Annotated in this window: 18 protein-coding genes; 11 read left to right on the top strand and 7 right to left on the bottom strand. The window is 71.4% G+C overall.

Features of this window, described 5'->3' with window-relative positions:
- From IM767_RS10450 to IM767_RS10430, 5 genes are all read left to right on the top strand, one after another.
- Complete coding sequence (locus tag IM767_RS10450) at positions 1 to 1,272, top strand: DUF445 domain-containing protein (RefSeq protein ID WP_109210295.1); 1,272 nt, start codon at positions 1 to 3, stop codon at positions 1,270 to 1,272.
- 77 nt (positions 1,273 to 1,349) lie between these two features.
- Positions 1,350 to 1,700: a gamma-glutamylcyclotransferase family protein gene (locus tag IM767_RS10445; RefSeq protein ID WP_239453277.1), complete on the top strand. Its 351-nt coding sequence runs from the start codon at positions 1,350 to 1,352 to the stop codon at positions 1,698 to 1,700.
- 32 nt (positions 1,701 to 1,732) lie between these two features.
- On the top strand, positions 1,733 to 2,620 hold the full coding sequence (locus IM767_RS10440) for an agmatinase family protein (protein ID WP_109210294.1): 888 nt from the start codon (positions 1,733 to 1,735) through the stop codon (positions 2,618 to 2,620).
- Positions 2,617 to 3,087 (top strand): SixA phosphatase family protein, encoded by a 471-nt coding sequence (locus IM767_RS10435; RefSeq protein WP_109210293.1) that lies wholly within the window; start codon positions 2,617 to 2,619, stop codon positions 3,085 to 3,087. Before IM767_RS10440 ends, IM767_RS10435 begins: the two co-directional genes overlap by 4 nt.
- Positions 3,088 to 3,221: 134 nt before the next feature.
- Positions 3,222 to 5,600: a LamG-like jellyroll fold domain-containing protein gene (locus tag IM767_RS10430; protein WP_109210292.1), complete on the top strand. Its 2,379-nt coding sequence runs from the start codon at positions 3,222 to 3,224 to the stop codon at positions 5,598 to 5,600.
- A gap of 158 nt (positions 5,601 to 5,758) precedes the next feature.
- Here IM767_RS10430 and hutI read toward each other — a convergent pair whose 3' ends face one another.
- Positions 5,759 to 7,036 (bottom strand): imidazolonepropionase, encoded by a 1,278-nt coding sequence (gene hutI / locus IM767_RS10425; protein ID WP_109210291.1) that lies wholly within the window; start codon positions 7,034 to 7,036, stop codon positions 5,759 to 5,761.
- Positions 7,037 to 7,135: 99 nt separating this feature from the next.
- Positions 7,136 to 8,827 (bottom strand): urocanate hydratase, encoded by a 1,692-nt coding sequence (hutU, locus tag IM767_RS10420; RefSeq protein ID WP_109210290.1) that lies wholly within the window; start codon positions 8,825 to 8,827, stop codon positions 7,136 to 7,138.
- A 114-nt stretch (positions 8,828 to 8,941) separates the two neighbouring features.
- Here hutU and IM767_RS10415 point away from each other — a divergent pair, with 114 nt between their 5' ends.
- Positions 8,942 to 9,577, top strand: coding sequence for an HD domain-containing protein (locus IM767_RS10415; RefSeq protein WP_109210289.1), 636 nt, complete (start codon positions 8,942 to 8,944; stop codon positions 9,575 to 9,577).
- Between the two features lie 188 nt (positions 9,578 to 9,765).
- Here the strand turns inward: IM767_RS10415 and hutH are convergent, their stop codons facing one another.
- Positions 9,766 to 11,316: a histidine ammonia-lyase gene (gene hutH, locus IM767_RS10410; RefSeq protein ID WP_109210288.1), complete on the bottom strand. Its 1,551-nt coding sequence runs from the start codon at positions 11,314 to 11,316 to the stop codon at positions 9,766 to 9,768.
- Between the two features lie 61 nt (positions 11,317 to 11,377).
- On the opposite strand from hutH, the gene IM767_RS10405 reads away from it, so the two are divergent.
- Positions 11,378 to 12,169, top strand: a complete 792-nt coding sequence (locus IM767_RS10405) for an IclR family transcriptional regulator (protein WP_239453276.1) — start codon at positions 11,378 to 11,380, stop codon at positions 12,167 to 12,169.
- A 16-nt stretch (positions 12,170 to 12,185) separates the two neighbouring features.
- Here the strand turns inward: IM767_RS10405 and IM767_RS10400 are convergent, their stop codons facing one another.
- Positions 12,186 to 13,202 (bottom strand): LacI family DNA-binding transcriptional regulator, encoded by a 1,017-nt coding sequence (locus IM767_RS10400; protein ID WP_109210286.1) that lies wholly within the window; start codon positions 13,200 to 13,202, stop codon positions 12,186 to 12,188.
- Positions 13,203 to 13,389: 187 nt separating this feature from the next.
- On the opposite strand from IM767_RS10400, the gene IM767_RS10395 reads away from it, so the two are divergent.
- From IM767_RS10395 to IM767_RS10380, 4 genes are read left to right on the top strand one after another with little or no spacing between them, the layout of a single operon-like run.
- A complete protein-coding gene (locus IM767_RS10395) occupies positions 13,390 to 14,649 on the top strand; it encodes a sugar ABC transporter substrate-binding protein (protein WP_109210285.1) in 1,260 nt (419 codons plus the stop codon).
- Positions 14,650 to 14,659: 10 nt separating this feature from the next.
- Positions 14,660 to 15,862 carry a carbohydrate ABC transporter permease gene (locus IM767_RS10390; protein ID WP_109210284.1) on the top strand — a complete coding sequence of 401 codons (1,203 nt, stop codon included), beginning with the start codon at positions 14,660 to 14,662 and terminating at the stop codon, positions 15,860 to 15,862.
- Positions 15,862 to 16,776: a carbohydrate ABC transporter permease gene (locus IM767_RS10385; protein ID WP_109210283.1), complete on the top strand. Its 915-nt coding sequence runs from the start codon at positions 15,862 to 15,864 to the stop codon at positions 16,774 to 16,776. Before IM767_RS10390 ends, IM767_RS10385 begins: the two co-directional genes overlap by 1 nt.
- Complete coding sequence (locus IM767_RS10380; RefSeq protein WP_109210282.1) at positions 16,773 to 18,731, top strand: glycogen debranching N-terminal domain-containing protein; 1,959 nt, start codon at positions 16,773 to 16,775, stop codon at positions 18,729 to 18,731. Before IM767_RS10385 ends, IM767_RS10380 begins: the two co-directional genes overlap by 4 nt.
- 34 nt (positions 18,732 to 18,765) lie before the next feature.
- On the opposite strand, the gene IM767_RS10375 is transcribed toward IM767_RS10380, so the two are convergent.
- The 3 genes from IM767_RS10375 to IM767_RS10365 form a co-directional block, all read right to left on the bottom strand.
- Positions 18,766 to 21,924, bottom strand: coding sequence for a M14 family metallopeptidase (locus IM767_RS10375; RefSeq protein WP_109210281.1), 3,159 nt, complete (start codon positions 21,922 to 21,924; stop codon positions 18,766 to 18,768).
- Between the two features lie 140 nt (positions 21,925 to 22,064).
- Positions 22,065 to 22,547: a YbaK/EbsC family protein gene (locus IM767_RS10370; RefSeq protein ID WP_109210280.1), complete on the bottom strand. Its 483-nt coding sequence runs from the start codon at positions 22,545 to 22,547 to the stop codon at positions 22,065 to 22,067.
- A 9-nt stretch (positions 22,548 to 22,556) separates the two neighbouring features.
- On the bottom strand, positions 22,557 to 23,354 hold the full coding sequence (locus tag IM767_RS10365) for a methyltransferase domain-containing protein (protein WP_109210279.1): 798 nt from the start codon (positions 23,352 to 23,354) through the stop codon (positions 22,557 to 22,559).
- Positions 23,355 to 23,419 lie beyond the last annotated feature (65 nt).

Genomic DNA, 23,419 nt, shown 5'->3' with positions numbered 1-23,419 from the left:
ATGACCCGCACGCCCACCCGGCTGCTGAGCCCTGCCGATCAGGAGCGCAGGAGGGCGTTGCGCACCATGAAGGGAGTCGCCCTCGGGGCGCTCGTCTTCATGGCGGTGCTGTTCGCGTTCTCGTTCGCGTTCCAGCAGCAGGTGCCGGCCCTCGCCTACGTCCGCGCGGCGGCCGAAGGCGGCATGGTGGGCGCGCTGGCCGACTGGTTCGCGGTGACCGCGCTGTTCCGGCATCCGCTGGGCATCCCGATCCCGCACACGGCGATCATCCCGAGCCGAAAGGACGAGATCGGCCGTACCCTCGGCGAGTTCGTCGAGACCGAGTTCCTGCGCGGCGACGTGGTGCGCACCAAGCTCGAGCAGACGCCGATGGCGGCGCGGCTGGGTGAGTGGCTCAGCGCGCCCGAGCACGCGGAGCGGATCGCGGCGGAGGGATCGGTCATGGCGGCCAGCATCCTCCGCGCCCTCAGCGACGACGACGTGCGCGACGTCATCGAGGAGCTCGCCCGCGAGCACCTCATCGAACCGGAGTGGGGACCGCCGCTGGGCGTCTGGCTCGGTCGCATCGTCGACGCCGGCGCGCACCACGGCGCCGTCGATCTCGCCGCCGACACCGTGTCGGCGTGGCTCGCGGCGAACCAGGCGTCCTTCAGCGGCGTCATCTCCCGCCGGCTGCCTGGATGGCTGCCGTCGGTCGCGCACCGCTTCGTCGACGACACCGTGTACAACGAGGCCGTCAAGTTCGTGGCGGCGGTGCGCAGCGACCCGAACCATCCGGCGCGCGTCGCGATCGACGGGTATCTGGAGCGGCTCGCGGACAATCTGCAGCATGACCCGGCGACCATCGGCCGCTTCGAGGACGCCAAGCTCGCCGTGTTCGACAGCCCGCGGGTGCGCGACCTGGCCGGCGAGGCATGGAGCACGGCGAAGGCGGGACTGCTGCGCTCGCTCGGCGATCCCGACAGCGGCCTGCGGCGGCGGGCGGCGCAGGCCCTCGCCGAGATCGGTGCGCGGTTGACCACGGAGGCCGCGCTGCAGCGCCGCGTGGACTCGTGGGTCACCGACGCCGCGGTGTTCCTCGTCGACCGTTATCGCCACGACATCGCGTCGATCATCACCGACACGGTCGAGCGCTGGGACCCGGCGGAGACAACCGAGAAGATCGAGCTCATGGTGGGGCGCGACCTCCAGTACATCCGCCTCAACGGCACGATCGTCGGCGCGCTCGCGGGCCTGGCGATCTTCACGATCGCTCACGCGCTGCTGGGCTGAGGCGGCCGCGCGGCCGGGCGTGTTAAGAATCGATGACAGCTGCGCACGGGTGACGGCGCAGCGGGTTTACTGGTGGCGTGTCCGAGGACCTGCCCACCCACCTCCTGTTCAGCTACGGCACGCTGCAGCAGCCGGAGGTGCAGCTCGACACCTTCGGGCGCCTGCTCGAAGGCGACGACGACGCGCTGCCGGGCTACACCGTGGACTACACCGAGATCGAGGACACCCGCGTCGTCGATCTCTCCGGACAGTCGGTGCACCCGATCGTCCGGCACACCGGCAACCCGCTCGACAAGATCGTCGGGCGCGCGCTGCGCGTGACCGACGACGAGCTCGACGCGGCCGACGAGTACGAGGTGTCGCTGTACCGGCGCATCTCGGTGGTGCTCGCGAGCGGTCGCTCCGCCTGGGTTTACGTCGCGGCCTGACGCCCGGGCGGCGGCTCGGGTAGCGTCGGCACGTGACGCTTACGCACGATCCCCTGTGGCCGCGCGCCGGCGCGTGGCCCGCCATCGACGACGGGCGGTGGGATGCCGTCATCCTGGGCGTTCCGGCATTCCGCACCTCGCTCTCCCCCACCGGGGCGCACGCGACGCCCGCCGCCGTCCGCGAGGCGCTCCGCCGCTACAGCCCGACCCTGCTCGGACCCCCGCCCGTGGACCTGAACGAGGTGCTGCGCGTCGCCGACGCGGGCGACGTCGACGAGCCGGACGGGCCGGCGGGCGAGGCATCCGTCCGTGCCGCCGTCCGAGCGCTGCGGGAGCGGACCGACCTCGTCGTCGCACTCGGCGGGGACAACTCCCTCACCTACGCGGTGACGCAGGGCGCGGGGGCGGCGGGACTCATCACCATCGACGCCCACTTCGACCTGCGCGATGGCATCTCGAACGGATCGCCGGTGCGCCGCCTCGTCGAGGACGGGCTCGACCCGCGCCGGATCGTGCAGCTCGGGATCGCGGACTTCGCCAACTCCGCCCACTACGCCCGGCGCGCCGCCGATCTCGGCATCACGGTCGTCACGATGGACGACCTGCGGCGCCGCGGCGCGGCCGACGTGGCCGCGCAGGCCCTCGAGATCGCCGGCGCCGACGGCGGCGCCGTCCATCTCGACATCGACGTGGACGTGTGCGATCGATCCGTCGCGCCCGGCTGCCCGGCATCCGTCCCCGGCGGGCTCGCGGCGTGGGAACTCCGGGCGCTCGTGCGGGCCGTGGCCGCCGACGCGCGCGTGCGCAGCGCCGACATCGCCGAGGTAGATGCGACAGCCGACGCCTTGGATGGACGCACCGTGCGGCTCGCCGCGCTGTGCGTGCTCGAGCTCCTCGCAGGAAAGGCGGTCGGACGATGATCACCCTGGCACTGGTGCGCCACGCGAAATCGGACTGGGGCGACCCGGGCCTCGACGACCACGACCGGCCGCTCAACGACCGCGGCGCGCGCGACGCCCCGCGCATGGCGCGGCGGCTCGCGGCGACCGGGTTCCGCCCCGACGTGATCCTCTCGAGCACCGCGCTGCGCGCCCGGACGACCGCCGAGGCGTTCGCCGCCGCGCTCGGCGTCGCGGTGTCGCTGGATCCCGAGCTGTACGGTGCCCCAGCCTCGTCACTGCTGGCAGCGGCCGCGGCCAGCGGCGCAGGGTCGGTCATGGTGGTCGCGCACGATCCGGGGATGAGCGCGCTCGCCGGCCGGCTGTCCGACGGCAGGATCGGGCACATGCCGACCTGCGCGGTGGCGACGTTCACGTGGACCGAGGGCGACTGGGACGTCGCGTCGTCGCTCGATCCCGACGACTGGACGGTCGACACCCCGCGCTGAGACCTCGAGGCGATCTTTCTCTACATCGTTGTACTTCTTGTCTACATCGTTGTAGATTCCTGTCGACGGAACGACGGCTCGACGCCGAGTCGCGACATCCGTCCCATCCCGTCCACCGTCGAACAGGAGACTCCATGCCGCGCCGCGCACGCACCGCGATCGCGCTCACCACCGCCGGAATCCTCGTCGCGGGCGCGCTCTGCGCGACCCCGGCCTGGGCCGGTCCCGACCGCGCCGCCCCACCGGCACCCGTCTTCGACGATGTCACGGTGCACGACCCTTCCGTCGTCACCTCCGGTGACGACATCTGGGTGTTCGGATCCCACGGCGCCTCCGCGCACACCACCGACCTCATGTCGTGGCAGCAGCACACCGTCGACCTCTCGCAGAACGCCGACAATGCGCTCTTCGACGACATCTACACCGAGCTCGCCGAGACCTTCCAGTGGGCGCAGACCTCGACGCTGTGGGCGGCCGACGTCATCCAGCTGCCCGATGGCCGGTACGCGATGTACTACAACGCCTGCGAGGGCTCGTCACCCCGGTCGGCGCTGGGCCTGGCCGTCTCGGACGAGGTCGACGGACCGTACGAGAACCAGGGCATCCTGCTCAAGAGCGGCATGTGGGATGAGGAATCCGAGAACCCCGGCGAGATCTACGACGCGCGCATCCACCCGAACGCCGTCGACCCCGACGCGTTCTACGACGCCGACGGGCGCCTGTGGATGGTCTACGGCTCGTACTCGGGCGGGATCTTCCTGCTGGAGATGGATGCCGCGACCGGCGAGCCGCTCCCCGGCCAGGGCTACGGCACCCACCTCGTCGGCGGCAACCACAGCCGCATCGAGGCGCCGACGATCCAGTACGACGCCGAAACCGGGTACTACTACCTCTACCTGTCGTTCGGCGGGCTCGGCGTGACCGGCGGCTACGACGTGCGCGTCGCTCGCTCGAAGGACGTCGCAGGCCCCTACCTCGACGCGCAGGGCAACGACATGCGCGAGGTGAAGGCCGACCCGGCGCTGCCGCTGTTCGACGACGCGTCGATCCAGCCGTACGGCGTCAAGCTGATGGGGGGCCACCTGTTCGGCCGAGAGCTCGGCGACCCGGGCACCGGCGTCGGCACGGGCTACGTCTCCCCCGGCCACACCTCGTGGTACCAGGACCCCGACACCGGACGCATGTTCATGGTGTTCCACGCCAGGTTCCCGGGCACCGGCGAGCTGCACGAGGTGCGGGTGCACCAGATGTGGATGAACGAGGACGGCTGGCCCGTCGTCTCGCCGATGCGCTACGCGGGCGAGACCGCCGGCAAGGTCAAGCGCGCTGACGTCGTCGGCGCGTGGCAGCTGGTCGACCTGGGCAAGGACATCACGGCGACGGCGGCTGTGGCATCCGATGTCTCGCTCGACAAGACGGGCCGCATCTCGGGTGGCGTCGAGGGTCGGTTCACGCTCACCGGACAGCACACGGCGACGCTCACCGTCGACGGCGTCGCCTACCGCGGCGTCTTCGCGCCGGCGTGGGATCCCGACCTCGAGGCCTGGTCTACCGCTTTCACCGCGGTGTCGGACGCGGGCGTCACGTTGTGGGCACGCAAGACGGTGGAGCTGACGGATGCCGCAGCCGTCGACGCCGTCGTCGCAGACCTGTCGCTCGGCGACACGTCGGCGGTGACGGTCGACCTCGATCTGCCGACCTCCGGCACCGGCGGGACGACGATCACCTGGTCGTCGTCGGCCCCGTCGGTCGTGGCCGCGGACGGCGCCGTGACCCGGCCGGGGATCGGCCAGCCCGATGCGCAGGCGACGCTGACCGCGGTCGTGGCGAACGGGTCGGCATCGGCATCCGTGTCGTTCGAGATCACCGTCCCCGCGCGCACGCCCGGCGTCCTGGCCGGCGCGTGGTCGTTCGACGAAACGCTCGCCGACGCGGCCGGCACCTTCGCCGACGCCGCACCCACCGGCGCCCGGATCGACGCCCCTGCGGGCGGACCGGCGTCGTTCGCGGCCGACGGCGTCGCCGGAAGCGCCCTGCACCTCGACGGAGCCGGCGGTGTGAGGCTGCCCGACGGCCTGGTGCAGGGATCCTCGTACTCGGTGAGCCTGTGGCTGCGACCCGAGGCGCTCACGCCGTACACCACGGCGTTCTTCGCGGCGGCGAGCCCGTCGTCGTGGGTGAGCCTGGTGCCGCGCGGTCACGACGGCGTCGGCGGCTCGACGATGCTGTGGTCGGGGGCGCAGTGGTACGACGCCGGCACCGGTCGCAGCCTGCCGGTCGGCGAGTGGTCGCACGTGGCCTTCGTCGTCGACGGCGGGGCGGCCTCGGTGTACGTGGACGGCGAGCTGCGGTTCCAGGGCACGGGCTTCCCCGACGTGCTCTCGGGCCCGGGCAACGTCTTCGCGCTCGGCGTCAACTGGTGGGACACGCCTTTCCGGGGCGACGTGGACGAGCTCAGCGTGTGGAGCTCGGCGCTGTCGCCCGACGACGTCGCGGAGCTCGCGACGCGCTGAGCCGCTCAGGCACAAGGAGCCGCCCGGCATCGCGCCGGGCGGCTCCTGTCGCTCGCGGGGCTCTCGCCGGGCGGGCCCTGTCACGCCTGACTCTCGCGTCGGGCGGCCCTGTCGATCCCGGGGCCCGCGCCGCCCGGCGCTGGCGCCGGGCGCCGCCGTCACTCGTGGCGCTCGCCGCCGATCCACACCGTGCGCACGAGCGGCACGCCGGGGCGGTAGGCCAGGTGCACACGCGTCGGCGCGTCGAGCAGCACGAGGTCGGCGCGCCGGCCCGCCGCGATGACGCCGACGTCGTCGCGACGCAGAGCGCGAGCGCCGCCGGCGGTGGCGGCCCAGACCGCCTCGGCCGGCGTCATCCCCATCTCGCGCACCGCGAGCGCGATCATGAGCGGCATCGAGCTCGTGAAGCTCGAGCCCGGATTGCAGTCGCTCGCGAGCGCGACGGTCACACCCGCGTCGAGCAGGCGGCGTGCATCGGGGTACGGCTGCCGCGTCGAGAACTCGACCCCCGGCAGCAGCGTCGCCACCGTGTCCGACCCGGCGAGCGCGGCGATGTCGGCGTCATCGAGGTACGTGCAGTGGTCGACGGATGCTGCACCCAGCTCGACCGCGAGGCGCACGCCTTCGCCCGGACCCAGCTGATTCCCGTGCACGCGCGGCCGCAGGCCGTGGGCAACGCCGGCGGCGAGGATGCGACGCGACTCCTCCGGCGTGAACGCCCCGCGCTCGCAGAACACATCGACCCAGCGGCTGTGCGGCACGACGGCGCGCATCATCTCGTCGCACACCAGGTCGACGTAGTCGTCACGGTGGTCCGCGAACTCGGCAGGCACGACGTGAGCGCCGAGGAAGGTGACCTCGGGGGTGACCTCGGCGGCCAAGCGCGCGAGCCGCTCCTCGTCGGCGACGGAGAGCCCGTACCCGGTCTTGACCTCGAACGTCGTGGTGCCCTGGCGGTGCAGCTCGGCGACGAATCCGGCGAGCCGTTCGCGCAGCTCCTCGTCGGTCGCCGCGCGGGTGGCGGCGACGGTGCGCCGTATGCCCCCTGCGGCATACGGCGCACCGGTCATGCGGGCCTCGAACTCGTCGGCGCGGTCGCCGCCGAACACGAGGTGCGTGTGGCTGTCCACGAAGCCCGGGATGACCGCGCGTCCGCCGGCGTCGACGACCTCCACCCCGTTCCCTTCCGGCGAGAGAACAGCTGGTCGACGAGATGCGGGGTGGTTCCCTCCCTCTCGGCGACCAGCTGTACTCTCGCGGTTCGGCGCCGCGGCTCCGGCAGCGAGGGCCCCGGGGGCATCGGCGGCGGGGCCGACCCAGGCGATCCGGTCACCCTCGATGAGCACGGCGGCGTCGTGGAGCGTGCCGAGACGGTCGCCGTCGCGGCCGACGTTGGTGGTCAGCTCGCCGATGTTCGTGAGGAGCGTCGTGGCCACGGCATCCGTCCTTTCATGTCCCGATCTCTCGCTGCCGTGTCCCGATAGCGTCCACTCCGCGACCTGGGAACGGAAGGTTCCGGGACACGCGGGCGCCGGTCACCGCTCGAGCATCGGAACGTTCAGGCCGCGCTCGCGCGCGACCTCCTTCGCGCGGTCGTAGCCGGCGTCGACGTGGCGCATGACGCCGGTACCCGGGTCATTGGTGAGCACGCGCTCGAGCTTCTCGGCGGCCAGCGGCGTGCCGTCGGCCACGGTGACCTGACCGGCATGGATGCTGCGGCCGATGCCCACGCCGCCGCCGTGGTGGATCGACACCCACGCCGCCCCCGACGCGGTGTTCAGCAGCGCGTTCAGCAGCGGCCAGTCCGCGATCGCGTCGGAGCCGTCGGCCATGGCCTCGGTCTCGCGGTAGGGGCTCGCGACCGACCCGGCGTCGAGGTGATCGCGTCCGATGACGATCGGACCCGACAGCTCGCCGGATGCGACCATCTCGTTGAACCTCAGCCCGGCGAGGTGGCGCTCCTTGTAGCCGAGCCAGCAGATGCGCGCCGGCAGGCCTGCGAAGTGCACGGCGTCGCCGGCCTTGTCGAGCCACCGCACGAGACCGGCGTTGTCGGGGAAGAGCTCCTTGACGGCCCGGTCGGTCTTGCGGATGTCTTCGGGGTCACCCGAGAGCGCGACCCAGCGGAAGGGTCCGCGGCCTTCCGCGAACTGCGGACGGATGTACGCCGGCACGAAGCCGGGGAACGCGAACGCGCGCTCGAAGCCGCCGAGCTGCGCCTCAGCGCGGATCGAGTTGCCGTAGTCGAAGACCTCGGCGCCGGCATCCTGGAATCCGACCATCGCTGCCACGTGCTTGGCCATGCTGCCCCGTGCCCGCGCGGTGAAGCCCTCGGGATCGCCGGATGCCTCGGCCTTCCAATCCTCGAACGCGATGCCCACCGGGAGGTAGGCCAGCGGGTCGTGCGCGCTCGTCTGATCGGTCACGATGTCGACGGTGAGCTCATTCGCGCGATGGCGGAGCAGCACGTCGCCGAAGACCTCGGCGGCGTTGCCGACCACGCCGACCGACAGCGCCTCGCCGGCCGCTTTCGCCGCGACGACGCGTGCGAGCGCGGCCTCGAGGTCGGTCGTGTACTCGTCGAGATAGCCGTGCTCGACGCGGCGGGCCAGGCGCGACTCGTCGACATCGACGATCAGCACCGCACCGCCGTTGAGGGTGACCGCGAGCGGCTGCGCGCCGCCCATGCCGCCCGCGCCGCCGGTGAGCGTGAGGGTTCCCGCCAGGTCGTCGCGCCCGAGCGAGCGGGCGACGGCGGCGAACGTCTCGTAGGTTCCCTGGAGGATGCCCTGCGTGCCGATGTAGATCCACGACCCGGCCGTCATCTGGCCGTACATCGTGAGACCGAGCTCCTCGAGTCGGCGGAACTCGGGCCACGTCGCCCAATCCCCCACGAGGTTGGAGTTGGCGATCAGCACGCGCGGTGCCCACTCGTGCGTGCGGAAGACGCCGACGGGCTTGCCGGACTGCACGAGAAGGGTCTCGTCGGGCTCCAGCTCGTCGAGCGTGCGCACGATCGCGTCGAAGGCCTCCCAGCTGCGCGCCGCCCGGCCTGTGCCGCCATAGACGACGAGGGCTTCGGGGTGCTCGGCGACCTCGGGGTCGAGGTTGTTCATCAGCATCCGCTTGGCGGCCTCGGCGCCCCAGCTCTTGGCGGTCCGCTCCGGCCCGCGCGGTGCGCGGACGGCCGGCCGCGCCGTGCCCGTGGGCGTGTCGATCGTGGTCATGAGGAGATTCCACACGCCCCGCTCGCCCGCGACAACGGCCCTCGAGCCCGTGGTGTCTGGCATGGCAGACACATCGGCCTTGCCCGGCACCCCTCCTGTTGGTGCAATGGGACCATGAGCGCCGCCGCCGCACGCACGGACCCGGAGCGGGGGCGCCGGCTGCGCGCGATCCTGCGCGAGCACCCCGTGCCGTCCGAGGCGCTGCGCGCCGAGGGCCTCATCGACCAGATCCCGGAGCACGCCGCGCTCGCCCGCACACCGCAGGATCCCGCGTGGCACCCCGAAGGCGATGTGCTCGTGCACTCGCTGTGGACCGCCGATCTCGCCGCGGAGCACGCGGAGCGGACGGATGCCTCACCAGACCTCCGCGAGCGACTCGTGCTCGCGGCGCTGTGGCACGACATCGGCAAGCCCGACACCACGCGCCCGCGCAACGGCCGCATCACCTCCTACCGTCATGCCGAGCGCGGCGCGGAGATCGCACGCGACCTCGGTGCGCGGCTCGAGCTGCCGCCCGCGCTCGTGCGCGCGGTCGCCGAGATCGTCGCGACCCACATGGCGCACGTCGGGCTCCAGGGCGCGCCGAGCGCGAAGGCGGTGCGGCGCCTCGAGCATCGCCTGGCCGAGGCGGGCACGTCGATCGAGGACTGGGCCGTGGTGGTGCGATGCGACGGCGATGCGCGCGGCTCGGCGGCGCGGCCGGACGCGTCGGTGCCGTGGCTGAAGGTGGCGAACCGGCACCTGGCCTGACGCGGCCGGCGTTCCGGTGCCGTGGTTGAAGGTGGCGAACCGGCACCTCGCCTGACGCGGCACGCGTCGGTGCCGTGGCTGAAGGTGGCGAACCGGCACCTCGCCTGACGCGGCCGGGGTGCCGGCTCCCGAAGGGCTGCCACCTGGCTCGGCGCCCGGGAGCGGCGCGCTACCCCGCGCCGCCTCGTTCAGCGCCCGGCGTGTCCGAGCGCCGCGTCCGCGATCGCGCCCGAAGCGACCAGCTCCGCCACGGCCTCCATGTCGGGCGACAGGAAGCGGTCAGGTCCCGGCCCGCCGGCGACCGTGCGCACGAGCTCGCGCACGGCGCCGGTGGCGGCTGCCGGCTCGAGCGGCGCGCGCAGGTCGAGGGCGCGCGCGGCCGTGAGCACCTCGATCGCGAGCACGCGGGAGAGCCCGTCGAGCGCACGGCGCAGTTTGCGCGCCGCCGCCCATCCCATTGAGACGTGATCCTCCTGCATCGCCGAAGACGGGATCGAGTCGACCGATGCCGGCACCGCCAGGCGCTTGAGCTCCGACACGATCCCCGCGGCGGCGTACTGCGCGATCATCAGGCCGGAGTCGACGCCCACCTCATGCGCGAGGAACGGCGGCAGCCCGTTGCTGCGGGCGGGGTCGAGCGCGCGGTCGGTGCGGCGCTCCGAGATCGAGGCGACGTCGGCGACGGCGATCGCGAGGAAGTCCAGCACGTAGGCGACGGGCGCGCCGTGGAAGTTGCCGTTGGACTCGATGCGCCCGTCGTCGGTGATCACGGGGTTGTCGACGGCCGAGGCGAGCTCGCGCACGGCGATGAGGCGCGCGTGATCGGCGGTGTCGCGCGCGGCCCCGTGCACCTGCGGCGAGCATCGCAGCGAGTACGCGTCCTGCACGCGCGTGCACACCGACGGATCGCGGTGAGAGGCCACGATGGGCGACCCGGTCAGCATCGCGCGAAGGTTCGCCGCCGACGCCGCCTGTCCGACCTGCGGCCGCAGCGCGTGCAGATCCGCGGCGAAGACGGCATCCGTGCCGAGCTGCGACTCGACCGACATGGCTGCGGCGACGTCGGCCGTATCGAGCAGCACCGACAGGTCGTGCAGCGCCAGCAGCAGCATCCCGAGCATCCCGTCGGTGCCGTTGATGAGCGCGAGCCCCTCCTTCTCGCGAAGGACGAGAGGAGAGACGGATGCCGCGGCCAGCGCCTCGGCGGCATCGAGCTCCTCGCCGGAGGCGTCGCGCACCCGGCCCTCCCCCATCGCGGCGAGCGCGACGTGCGAGAGCGGCGCGAGGTCGCCGGAGCATCCCAGCGAGCCGTACTCCCGCACGATCGGGGTGATGCCCGCGTTGAGCATGGCCGCGTAGGTCTCCACGACCACGGGTCGTACGCCCGTGTGGCCGCTCGCGAGGGTCTGCAGTCGCAGCAGCATCAGCGCCCGGACGACCTCGCGCTCGACCTCGGGGCCGGTGCCGGCGGCGTGCGAGCGGATGAGACTCGCCTGCAGCTGCACCCGGCGCTCGGGCGCGATGAAGGTCGTGGCGAGTGCGCCGAAGCCGGTCGAGATGCCGTAATGCGGCTCGGGGTCATCGGCGAGCCCTTCGACGAGGGCGCGCGTCCGGGCGACGCGTTCGATCGCCTCGGGCGCGATCTCGACGCGGACGCCATGGCGGGCGACGGCGACGACGTCCGCGGGCTCGAGCGGGGCGGCACCGACGCTCACGACGGTCTCGGTCGATACGGTCATGCTCCGATTCCACCTCGGCGGGCTACCGGGCGGCAGGCCGTCGTGCGATCCTGTGTCTGCCATGCCAGACACCACGCCCACGCCGCCGCTGCGCCCGCAAGTGCCGGCGGCGGATCAGACCCTGCGGATCCTCTCGTTCCTGGCGCGTCAGCGTGGACCGGTGCCCGCGCGGACCGTCGCCACGGGCCTCGGCATCCCGCGCTCGAGCGTCTACCACCTCCTGGCGACTCTCCAGGAGCACCAGTTCGTGGTCCACCTCCCGGAGGAGCAGCGGTGGGGTCTCGGCATCGCCGCATTCGAGCTGGCCGGCGGCTACTCGCGGCAGGAGCCGCTCGCGCGCCTCGGCCGGCCCGTGCTGGCCGACCTCGTCGATCGCGCCGGCGAGAGCGCGCACCTCGCCGTCATGCACGGACGCGACGTCCTCTACATCGTCGAGGAGCGCGCGCCCCGCCGGCCCGCTCTCGTCACGGATGTCGGCGTACGTCTGCCGTCGCACCTCACCGCCACGGGTCGCGCGATGCTGGCGGCACTTCCCCGCGAGCAGGTGCGGGCGCTGTTCCCGGATGCCGCAGCCTTCGCCGACCGCACGGGCCGCGGGCCGCGGCGCCCGGGAGAGCTCCGCGAACTGCTGCGCGAGGTGCGCGAGCGCGGGTACGCCGTGGAGGACGGCGCGGTCACTCTCGGCATGCGGTCGATCGGCGTCGTCGTGCGCGACCATGCCGGATGGCCGGCGGCCGCCATCGCGCTGACCTGGCCCGCCGACGCGGACGAGGCCGAACCCGACCTCAGCGTCGCGACGGGTGCGGCGGCGCGAGAGCTCGAACGCCGGATCGGCCGGGTGCGTCCGGGCTGAGCGGACGCGGAGAGCGCTACGACGCCTCGCGGGTGCGAACGATCAACTCGGGCTCGATCAGCCGATGCCAGTCGCCGTCGTGCGTCCCGCTTTCGGCGACGAGAAGGTCGAGCACGGCCTCCGCAACGTGCTCGGGTCGCTGCTCCACGCTCGAGATTCCCAGCGCTTCGGCGACCGGTGTGTTGTCGAACCCGACCACCGGCATGTCGGCGCGACCGGCGTGCAATGCGGCGAGGTGCGCGCCGACCGCCAGGGTGTCGCTCACGCACACGATGGCGTCTACGGCGCCGGCGGACAGCTCGTGCTCCACCACGTCGCGCGCAGCGGCCACGGTATCGACCGCCGTCCAGCGCAGATCCGAGTGCTCGTCGGAATCGATGGACATCGCCTCGCGCCAGCCGCGCTCGCGGTCGTCGCCGGTGCCGGATCCCGTCGGCCAGCCGAGGAATGCCACTCGCGGGCCATGGTCGAGCGCGTGCACGGTGGCGGCGCGGGTTCCGGCGGCGCCGTCGACGTCGACCCATGGCCGATCGGGGTTCCCCATCGCCGCCCCCGCCCCGGGCTCGCCCCAGGGGCGCCCGAACGCGACGAACGGGATCCCGTGCTCCGAGAGCCAGTCCGCTCGGGGATCGCCCTGGTAGGTGCCCGTCAGCACGATCCGGTCGATCTCTCCCCCTTCGCGCAGCTGCCGCACGCGGCGCAGCTCTTCCTCGGCATCGTTCGCGGCGTAGACGAGGATGCGGAGTCCTCGAGGTGTCGCCCGGTCGGTGAGGGCGTGGATGAACCGGTCCAGGACGATGCCGGAGATCCCTCCGGCGTAGGGATCCAGGTGGATGCCGATCGTCGCGCTGCGCTGGGTGCGCAGCCGTCGCGCCGCCATCGAGGGCGCGTAGCCGAGTTGCGTGATCGCCGCGCGGACCCGCTCGCGGGTGACCTCTCGGACGATCTCGGGGCTGTTGAGAACGTTCGAGACGGTCTGCCGCGACACCCCCGCCGCGCGGGCCACGTCCTCGACGGTCGGCGACTTCGCCATGGCACCTCCCGGCGGCCGTTGAGCGTTCAAATCGTTATCCTACGACCCCGTCAAACGGGTTGACAGTAGATCCTCCCCGGTCTTACCGTGACCCTTGACGGCGGACTTTGATCGTTCAAATTGGACGAGCGCACACGAAGACCTCCCCTCGCCGGCCGTCACGCCTGACTCATCAAAGGAGAGAGACATGACACGGCACATCCCGCGCGCCGGCCTCGCGGCCGGGGCGCTCCTCGTCACCGGGGCGCTGGCCCTCACGGGCTGCGGCTCAGGTTTCGACGATTCCGAGGGCACCGGCGGCGGCGCAGCCGACGGCGAGCTCACGAGCTCCGACGAAGGCCTGACGATCCTCTTCGGCTCCAGCGGCGACGCCGAGACCGACGCCGTGACGGAGGCGGCACAGGCGTGGTCGGAGGAGTCGGGCGTCGAGGTCGAGGTGAAGGTCGCCACCGACCAGGCCCAGGAGCTCTCGCAGGGATTCGCCGCGGGCGACCCGCCTGACCTGTTCTACCTGGCCCCGGAGTTCCTCGCGGGCTACGCCGACAACGGCTCCCTCGTGGCGTACGGCGACCAGCTCGAGAACAAGGACGACTTCTACCCCTCCCTGGTCGAGAACTTCACCTACGACGACCAGTTCTACTGCGCGCCGAAGGACTTCTCCACGCTCGCCCTCATCATCAACAAGGGGCTGTGGGATGCCGCAGGCCTGACGGACGACGACATCCCGACCACGTGGGACGAGCTGTCGACGGTGGCCCAGACGCTGACGAAGGACGGCGTCGTCGGCCTCAGCTTCGGCTGGGAGTGGCAGCGCATCGGAACGTTCATGGCCCAGGCGGGGGGCGGCCTCGTCGAGGACGGCGAGGTCATCGCCAACAGCCAGGAGAACGTCGACGCGCTGACCTACGTCCAGGAGCAGATGGTCGCGGGCACGTTCGCGTACGCCCAGGACCTCGGCGCGGGCTGGGGCGGCGAGGCGTTCGGCAAGCAGCTGAGCGCGATGACGATCGAAGGCAACTGGATCACGGGCGCCATGACGAACGACTATCCCGATGTCGAGTACGTCGTCGCCGAGCTGCCGGAAGGACCGGGCGGAAAGGGAACCCTGCAGTTCACGAACTGCTGGGGCATGGCAGCCGACAGCCCCAACCAGCAGGCGGCGCTCGACCTGGTCGAGTACATGACCAGCGCCGACCAGCAGCTGGCCTTCTCGGAGGCGTTCGGGCCCATGCCGTCGGCGCAATCGGCCGCGGACCAGTGGACGAGTGCGAATCCGACACTCGCCGCCTTCCTCGCCGGAGCCGATTACGCGCAAGGCTTCCCGACCTACGACGGCAGCTCTGACGCGATCACCGACTTCAACTCCCAGCTTCAGGGGCTGAAGGACGGCGACCCGCAGCAGATCCTCGACACCGTGCAGTCCAACTTCGAGGCGATCGTGGGCTGAGGAGACCGCGATGACTGCCACCGCCCCGGCGCCTCGTCGCGCACGGAACGCCCGCTCGGGCATCCGTCGCGGCGAGACGCTGGCGGGCTGGGTCTTCACCCTGCCCGTCATCATCATCCTCGGAATCTTCCTGCTCATCCCGGTGCTGATGGCGCTGTGGGTGAGCGTCTCGGACTGGAGCGGACGCGGAAGCCCCTTCTCGGGCAACGTCAACTTCGTCGGCCTGCAGAACTACGGCGACGTGACGACCGGCGACGGACTGACCGCGCGCGACTTCGGGATCGCGATGCGCAACAACACCTGGTACGTGCTGCTGGTGGTGCCGCTGCAGACGGCGCTGTCGCTGTTCCTCGCCCTGCTCGTCAACGGCGCCATCCTGCGCGGTCGCGGGTTCTTCCGCACCGCCTTCTACTTCCCGTCCGTGACGGCGACCGTGGCGATCACGGTGCTGTGGCTGTTCCTCTTCAACCCCCGGGGCGTCGTGAACGCGGTGCTCGGCGTGGTGGGCGTCGACGGCCCGAACTGGTTCGCCGACCCGAGAGGCATCTTCCACGTGCTGCTGTCGGGTGTCGGCGTGCGGGAAGGACCCGCCTTCCTCACCGACAGCGGCTTCATCGCCGTGTCGTGGTGGAACTGGCTGGCCGGGCCGTCCGTCGCGATGTCGGCCTTCATCCTCATGGCGATCTTCACGACGAGCGGCACCTTCATGCTGCTGTTCCTCGCCGCACTGCAGAACATCGGCCCTGAGATCCAGGAGGCCGCGATGGTCGACGGGGCCGATGCCTGGCAGCGGTTCTGGCGCGTCACCCTTCCACAGCTGCGCCCGGCGCTGTTCACCGTGCTGACCCTGGGCCTGATCGGCTGCTGGCAGGTGTTCGATCAGATCTACACCGGCACGCGTGGCGCGCCGGCCAAGACCACCCTGACCCCCGCGTATCTCTCCTACGACGCCAGTTTCCTCGACCAGGACTGGGGGCAGGGCGCGGCGATCGCCTTCATCCTGTTCGCGATCATCGTCCTGTTCACGCTGCTCCAGCGGTGGGTGCTGCGCGAGCGGCCGGTGTCGCGTCGCCGAGCCCGCCAGTACGAGCTGCCGGCCCGTCCGGCGACCGCGACCCCCGCGACCGTCGCGGCCGGCCAGGTGCCCAGTCCGCCTGATCCGTCGCAGGCTCCGGGCGGCGCGGACCGCGAACGCGAGAACGGAGGCCGATGATGACCGAGACAACTGTCGGCGCGACGCGGACAGCCGCGGCCGGTCAGCCCGGCCCCCGAGCGGATTCTCCGAAGCGGCGACGCCGCACCTCGGGACTGGGATGGCAGATCGTCCTGTACGCCGTGCTCATCCTCATCTCGCTCGTCTACATCTATCCGTTCCTGGTGCAGCTCTCGACCTCGTTCAAGACGGACGCCGAAGCGGCCGTCAACCCGGTGTCGCTCATCCCCCAGGTCTGGTCGACGGCGGCGTACGAACGCCTGTTCCTGCGCAGCGACTTCCCGGTGTGGTTCCGCAACTCGGCGATCGTGACGATCAGCGTGACGATCCTGCGGGTGTTCTTCGTGTCGCTCGCGGGCTACGCCCTGGCACGGCTGAACTTCCGCGGGCGCGGCGTCGTGTTCGCCGCCGTCATCGCCGTGATGGCTGTGCCGAGCGTCGTGCTCCTCATCCCGCGGTTCCTCGTCATCAACCAGCTCGGCATCTACGACTCGTATGCGGGGATGATCCTGCCGCTGCTGGTCGACGCGGCCGGCGTGTTCATCATGAAGAACTTCTTCGAGTCGATACCGGTCTCGGTCGAGGAGCAGGCGCGGATCGACGGTGCGGGCACCTTCCGGATCTTCTGGTCGGTCGTCCTCCCCATGGCGAGACCGGCGCTGATCACGATCATCATCCTGTCGTTCCAGGGGTCGTGGAACGAGCTGTCGCACTTCATCGTCTCGACGCAGTCGCCCGAGCTGACGACTCTCACCAAGGGTGTGGCGGGGCTCGCGTCCGGCCAGCTCAGCCAGGGGACGCAGTATCCCCTGAAGCTGGCCGCGGCACTGATCATGACGATCCCGGTCGCCGTGCTGTTCTTCATCTTCCAGCGCAGAATCATGAACTCGAGCCAAGGAGCGGTGAAGGAATGAGCCAGGTCTCCGGCGACACGTCAGCGCCGCCGCTGCAGCCGCTGCTGAACGAGGCGACGATCGTCTTCCGCGCGCCGACCCAGACGTGGTCCGGTCCGGAAGGGGATCTCGGCGACGCGGCGATCCACGGCGTGTATCACGGCGACGTGCGTCACGTGCGGGCGCTGAGGCTGTCGTGTGCGGGCTCCCGCATCGAGTGGATCTCGGCGTCCGCCGAAGGGCCGGACCGCGTCGTGTTCGGCGGCGTCCTTCGTGGCCTCGACGACCCCACGCCCGATCCCAAGGTGCGGCTGATGCGCGATCGCCGGGTCTCGGCCGGGCGCCTCACCGAGACGCTCCGCGTGGCATCCCGCCTCGACACGCCCATCACGACGCGGCTGTCCGTGCGCCTCACACCCGAATTCGCGCCGCTGCAGGACGTGAAGGCGGGCATCCCCCGCACGCGCGCGCTCGAGATCGCGGCCGAGGGCGATTCCGGGACGGATGCCGCGACCCGAGTCGTGGCCGGCGCTCAGCGGTTCGTCCTGCGCACGCCCGGCGCCGCGGTCGACGTCGACGGCGAAGACGTCGTCGCCACCTGGCCGGTGAAGGTTCCCGCCGACGGTCTCACCGAGGTCGCCTGGTCGATCGAGCTGGAGGACGACTCCCTGGTGGTGCGGGGGGCCTCTGGCCCCGAGCCGTGGGAGGCGAGAGGGATCGCCGCGGAGGTGCGCGACGAGCACCCCCGGCTCGGACGGTGGCTCGAGGTCGCCCTCGGCGACCTCGGAGCCCTGCGCCTCAGCCTTCCCGACGACCCCGGCGACGAGTTCTTCGCCGCCGGTGCTCCCTGGTTCTTCACGCTCTTCGGGCGCGACTCGCTGTGGGCCGCACGTCTGGCTCTCCCCCTCGATCCGGGGATCGCCGCCTCCACGCTGCGCGTCCTCGCGCGGCTGCAGGGCACGAAGGACGATGCTGAGACCGCGCAGGACCCGGGAAAGATCCTCCACGAGCTGCGCGCGACCGCGCTCGCGATGCCCGGCGAGGGCATCGTGCTGCCGCCCCTGTACTACGGGAGCGTCGATTCGACGCCGCTGTGGGTGTGCCTCCTCGCCGATGCGTGGCGGGCGGGGATGCCGGAGCCCGAGGTGCGCGACCTGCTCCCGCCGCTCGTCCGCGCACTGCGATGGATCCTCGATCACGGCGACAGCGACGGCGACGGCTTCCTCGATTACGTCGACCGCACCGGCCGGGGCCTCGCGAATCAGGGCTGGAAGGATTCCGGCGACTCGATCCAATGGCGCGACGGCCGGCTCGCGCAGGGACCGATCGCGCTGTGCGAGGTGCAGGCGTACGCCTACGAGGCCGTGAGCGCCGGAGCCGAGATCCTCGAGGCCTTCGGGGACGCCGACCTGGATCCCGCGCTCGGCGTCCCGACGCCCGCCGAGCTGCGGACATGGGCGGCGCAACTGCGGCGGCGCTTCGCGGACGAGTTCTGGGTGCAGACGCCGGAGGGTCGCTATCCCGCCATCGCGCTGGACCGCGACAAGCGGCCGGTCGACACGCTCACGAGCAACATCGGGCATCTGATCGGCACCGGCCTGCTCGACGCGGACGACGAGGCGCATGTCGCGGAGCTGCTCGTCGGGCCGACGATGTCGAGCGGCTTCGGCATCCGCACGATGTCGACCGAGTCCGCCGGATACTGGCCGCTGTCGTACCACGGGGGCAGTGTCTGGACCCACGACACCGCGATCTGCGCCCACGGCATGGCGCGCGCGGGCCTCCGCGGGCCGGCGCTGCGAGTCGTGGACGAGCTCCTGAGCGCGGCCGAGGGCTTCGACTACCGCGTGCCCGAGCTGCACGCCGGGGATGCGGCATCCGTCACCTCGCGACCGACCGCCTACCCGGCCGCGTGCCGTCCGCAGGCGTGGTCGGCCGCCGCGGCGGTGACCTGCCGCGAGATCCTTCGCGGCTGAGGCGCCCGGCCGGGTCGGCCGGGCGCCTCGCTCGCTAGCCTGCGAAGTGCGCCAGGATCCGGGCTGCCACCTCCGCGCGTGCCTCGTCGGACTCGAGCTGCTCGAGACCGAAGCCGAACATCAGGGTGTCGGGCGTGGCCGTCGTGCTGTAGAACGGGCCGACCGCGTCGTAGCGGAAGAACTCCGCCGCGTTGCCCGGGCTCGACTCCGGTGCGGTCAGCACCTGCCAAGCCCCGGTGCCGGTCTCGAAGCCCTCGACCTCGGTGGCTGCGCCGCCGACGACGAGCGCCGTGTCGTCGAGCATGAGCCCCACCTCACCGGTGAACGGATCTGTCACGTAGCTCACGACGATCTCGACCTCGGACCCCGCGTACGCGGAGAGATCGAACGAGACGGGGATCCAGCCACCGGAGTTGCCGGTGAACGAGTTCCACTCACCGGTGGCCCCGGTCGGCAGACACGGGTTGCCGAGCGTGAGGTAGTTCGCCAGCTGCGGGTGCTCCTCGAGGAGGAACCCGACCTCGCACTCCGCGGGCGGATCGCTCGAGGTGGCGCCGTTCTCGTCTGCCAGCGTCGTCCACTCGTCGGTTCCGACCGCGCGCGCCTCGACGATCACGTGGTCGTAGCCGAGCTCGGTCCAGTACGACATCTTCGCGTCGAACATCGCCGTTTCGCCGGCCCCGAGCGCGGGCACCGAGTAGGTGCGCGACAGCCGCTGATAGCCGTCGTCGATGTGCGAGGCGAACATCGCCCACTCACCGCCGACCGGGATGAACGGTCCCGATGGCGAAAGGTACTCGGCCGCGGCCCAGCTCTCGAACTGCGGGAACTCCTCGACCGGGAGCACGTCGCTGGTCACCGTGAGCTGGCCGGCCTCGTCGACGGGGTTGTCGGCGACGGCGGGACCGCCGAACAGCGCTTCGAGGCCCGTCAGCGGCTCGGCGATTCCCGAGATGCCCGCGCCCGAGACCGGGGTGCGGTCGTAGGCGCCGAGCCAGTACTGGGTGAAGTCGTCGGCCAGCAGCAGACAGTCTGCGAAGAAGTCCGAGGTCACCACGCAGTCTTCGTCCGGCGCACCGTCGAGGCCGTAGTAGATGCCGCCGAGAGCCGCACCGAGCTGACCGTAGTAGCCGGCGGTCTCCCCCGCGAAGGCCAGCTTGCCGCCTTCGTTGAGGAAGTCGCGCACGGCGATCGTGAGGTACTGCTGGCGCTCCGCGACCGACAGATCGGTGACCTCGCCGAAGAGGTAGGTGTCGGTGAGCAGGTCCTCCTCGTCCTGAGTGAGCCTGTTGTCGCCCAGGTACCACAGCACCGCGTCGTAGTGACTGAGCACGCCGAGGTCGTGGGGCACGCCGTCGGCGTCGACATCCCAGACGTCGGGCGTGACGCCGTTGGCTTCGAGGGCGGCGACATGCGCGTCGAGGTACTTCGGTCCGTCCGCCTGCGGCGGTTCGCCGTCATTGCGGGCACCGCTGTAGTCCTCATTGGCGATCACCAGCACCGAGCTTCCGGTGTCCTGCACCACCTCGTACGTGAAGTGCTCGCTTTCGATCTTCTTGATCGATCGATTGGCGAGGATGTCGCGTGGTGAGGGTCGCGCGGTGAACCAGACCTCGACCGAATCGCCCGGCTCGGCGCCGGTCACCGTGGCGCGGTACTCGCCGTAATAATCGACGTTCTCGTCGCCGTAGCGCTCGCCGCCGTCCCATTCCCTGAGGAGCGCGTACCTCGTGGGTCCGCCGTTGATGCGGTAGTTCGCGATCTTCAGCAGCATGTCGCGCTTCGCCCATACGGCGACCGTCTGCGGATCGCCGTATGACACCGAGAACGAGTCGACGCGGAAGTCCTCGGCGTCGCGACCGACGACGGAGACCGGGTCGTTCGGATCCTTCGCCGACTCGGCCACGGCGAGCGCGAACGGGATGTTCTTCTCGAACTCCGCCTGGATCAGCTCCTCGTCGTCGGGGAAGTTGAACCCGCTCTCACAGGCGTCCGCCTCCCACTCGTCGTCGGGCACGGAGTTCGAGGCCGACTCGCAGGTCGCCATCTCGGGCGTGAACCCCAGCGTGCCGTATGCCTCCTGCGCGTGCGAGTCGGTGTCGCCGTTCGTCGTGTAGAGCTCGGCCGAGAGGTCCGGGTCGTAGCCGGGGACGGCAGGGTCGGCGTCGTCGCCGACCATGGCCTCGTAGATGACGTCGTCCGGCGAGGGCGTTGCGACCTGCCAGCCGATGCCGTGCAGGAGCAGTTCGGCCGCGGAGTGATAGTTGACGAGGAACTCCGGCGTGACGTCGGCGAAGAGTCCGTCGAGCGCCTGCGTCTCCGGCTCGGACGCAGGCGCCGGGCCACGATACGTGTCCGATGACGGCGACGGCGACGATCCTTCGTTGTCGTAGCCCCAGCGCGTCGGGAAGTTGCGGTTGAGATCGACGCCGTCGCCCGCCGTGATCTGCCCGTCGCCGTTGTTGTCGCTCAGGTTCTTGCGCCAGAGCCGCCGGCCCTCCTCGAACGTGAAATCGTACCCGTCCGGGTTGGCGACGGGCACGAACCACAGTTCGGTGGTGTTCACGATGTCGGTGATGCGGCCGTCGCTGCCGTACGACGTCGCGATGTGGTCGAGCAGACGGCGCACCATCTCGGGGGTGATCCACTCCCGCGCGTGCTGGGCTCCGACGTAGACCGTGGTCGGGCGCTTACCATCTCGCTTCTGCCGGGCGACGTTGCCCGTCAGCCGGACGGCTCCGATGTCCTGCCCCTGCACGGTCCGCCCGATGACGCGGAACTGTGCGATCTTCGGATAGGCCGCAGCGACGCCCTGGAGTTCCTCCAGCAGACCGCCGTCACCGCTGTACCGACGGAAGACACCATCGCCCGCAGCCAGCGACCGGCGCTGCGCGCCAGGCTGTTTGCGCTCGAGTGGCTCGCCCTCCTCGGCGAGCGCCGCCGCCTGATCGGGACTGAGGATCACCTGCACGCCGATCTGGCCGGGCGTCTCGCTCTCGGTGGTGACGATCTCGTGCCGGTCCACGCCCAGCCCGACGATCGCGCCCATCCCGGCGGCATCCACGGTTCCGGTGTAGACCGCGAGCACGTCGTCGGCGGGGGGCGGAGGTTCGGGGCTGGCGAAAGCCGGCGTCACCGCCAGACCGGTGAGCACGAGGGCTGCGGTGGTGGCGACGGCGAGCTTACGGATCATGTGCTTCCCCTTGTCACGCATGCGCGAAGACCCGGGTCGCGTCGGAATCCCGCTCGGCGCGACACGAACGGTCAACTTCTACCCCTCGACGGACGGGCCGTCAAGGGAGGTCGCTGCGATGGACGGCGCTGCGCCTCGCCTCAGTCCACCTTGGCTACAGCGCCGCCGGTGAGCCGCACGAGCTCGTCGTAGGTCATCGGGAACACGGTGTGCGGCGTGCCGCCGGCGGCCCAGATCTCGGGGAACGCAGCGAGGTCCTCGTCGACGACTGTCGCGAGCGGTGACGGATGCCCCGTCGGTGCGACGCCGCCGATCGCCTGGCCGGTCGCCTCCCTGACCTGCTCCGGCGTCGCGCGCTGGATCTTCGCGCGGCCGAGCCGCGCGGCGAGCGCTGCCGTGTCGACGCGGTGCGCGCCGCTGGTCATGACCAGAAGCGGCTCGCCGTCGCTGAAGAACACCAGGCTGTTGGCGATCGCACCCACCTCGACCCCCAGCGCCTCAGCGGCGAGCGCCGCGGTGGAGGCGGCATCCGGCAGCACCACGATGTCGCCGGTGATGCCGGCGGCGCGGATGGCGTCGTGCACGAGACGACTGCGGGCGGGAAGCGAGGCGGGCGTGGTCACCGGCTCAGCCTAACGACGCGGTCCGCGCGCGAGGATCTCGCCGTGGGGCATGAGCAGCCAGCCGTCCTCGGCCGCAGCCCACTCGCGCCATCCCTCCGAGATGCGCTCGAGCAGCGCGTCATCGGCGCCCGTCGCGCGGGCCGAATCGGCGAACGCGGACTGCAGCACGCGGTCGGCCCACATGCCTCCCCACCACGACCGGTCGGCCTCGCCCTCGAACAGCCACAGCGACGCCGTGGCGCGGATGTCGGCGAGGCCGGCCTCGCGAGCCCAGGCCTTGAGCCGGCGTCCGGCGGCGGGCTCGCCGGCGACGCTGCGGTGCGTGGCGAGATAGAGGGCGAGCCACTCGTCGAGGGCGGGGATCAGCGGATACCAGATGACGCCCTCGTAGTCGACGTCGCGCGCGGCGACCAGGCCGTCGGGCCCGGCGACCCGGCCGAGCTCCCGCAGCATGTCGACCGGCCGGTCCACGTGCTGCAGCACCTGATGCGCGTGCACGACGTCGAACTCGCCGTCACCGTAGGCCAGGGCATAAGCGTCGCCGACCTCGAACGAGAGGTTCGACGCGGAGTGGTCGGCCGCGGCCTGGGCGACGACGTCGGCGGAGGCATCCGTCCCCACCACGCGACCCGGCAGCGCGACGGCCGCGAGATCCGCGGTGATCGTGCCGGGACCGCTCCCCACATCGAGGATCGAGACGCCGGGACGCAGGTGCGGAAGCAGGTAGGCGGCGGAGTTCTCGGCGGTGCGCCAGCGGTGCGAGCGCAGCACGCTCTCGTGATGACCGTGGGTGTAGGCGTCGGGCATCCCCCGATGCTATCGACGGCGCGCACTGTGCTGACGACTGCGCAGGCGCCGCGGCGCGCGCGATG

Source organism: Microbacterium ureisolvens (assembly GCF_015278315.1).
Lineage (GTDB): Bacteria > Actinomycetota > Actinomycetes > Actinomycetales > Microbacteriaceae > Microbacterium > Microbacterium ureisolvens.
This window is presented reverse-complemented; position numbering and strand designations above follow the sequence as displayed.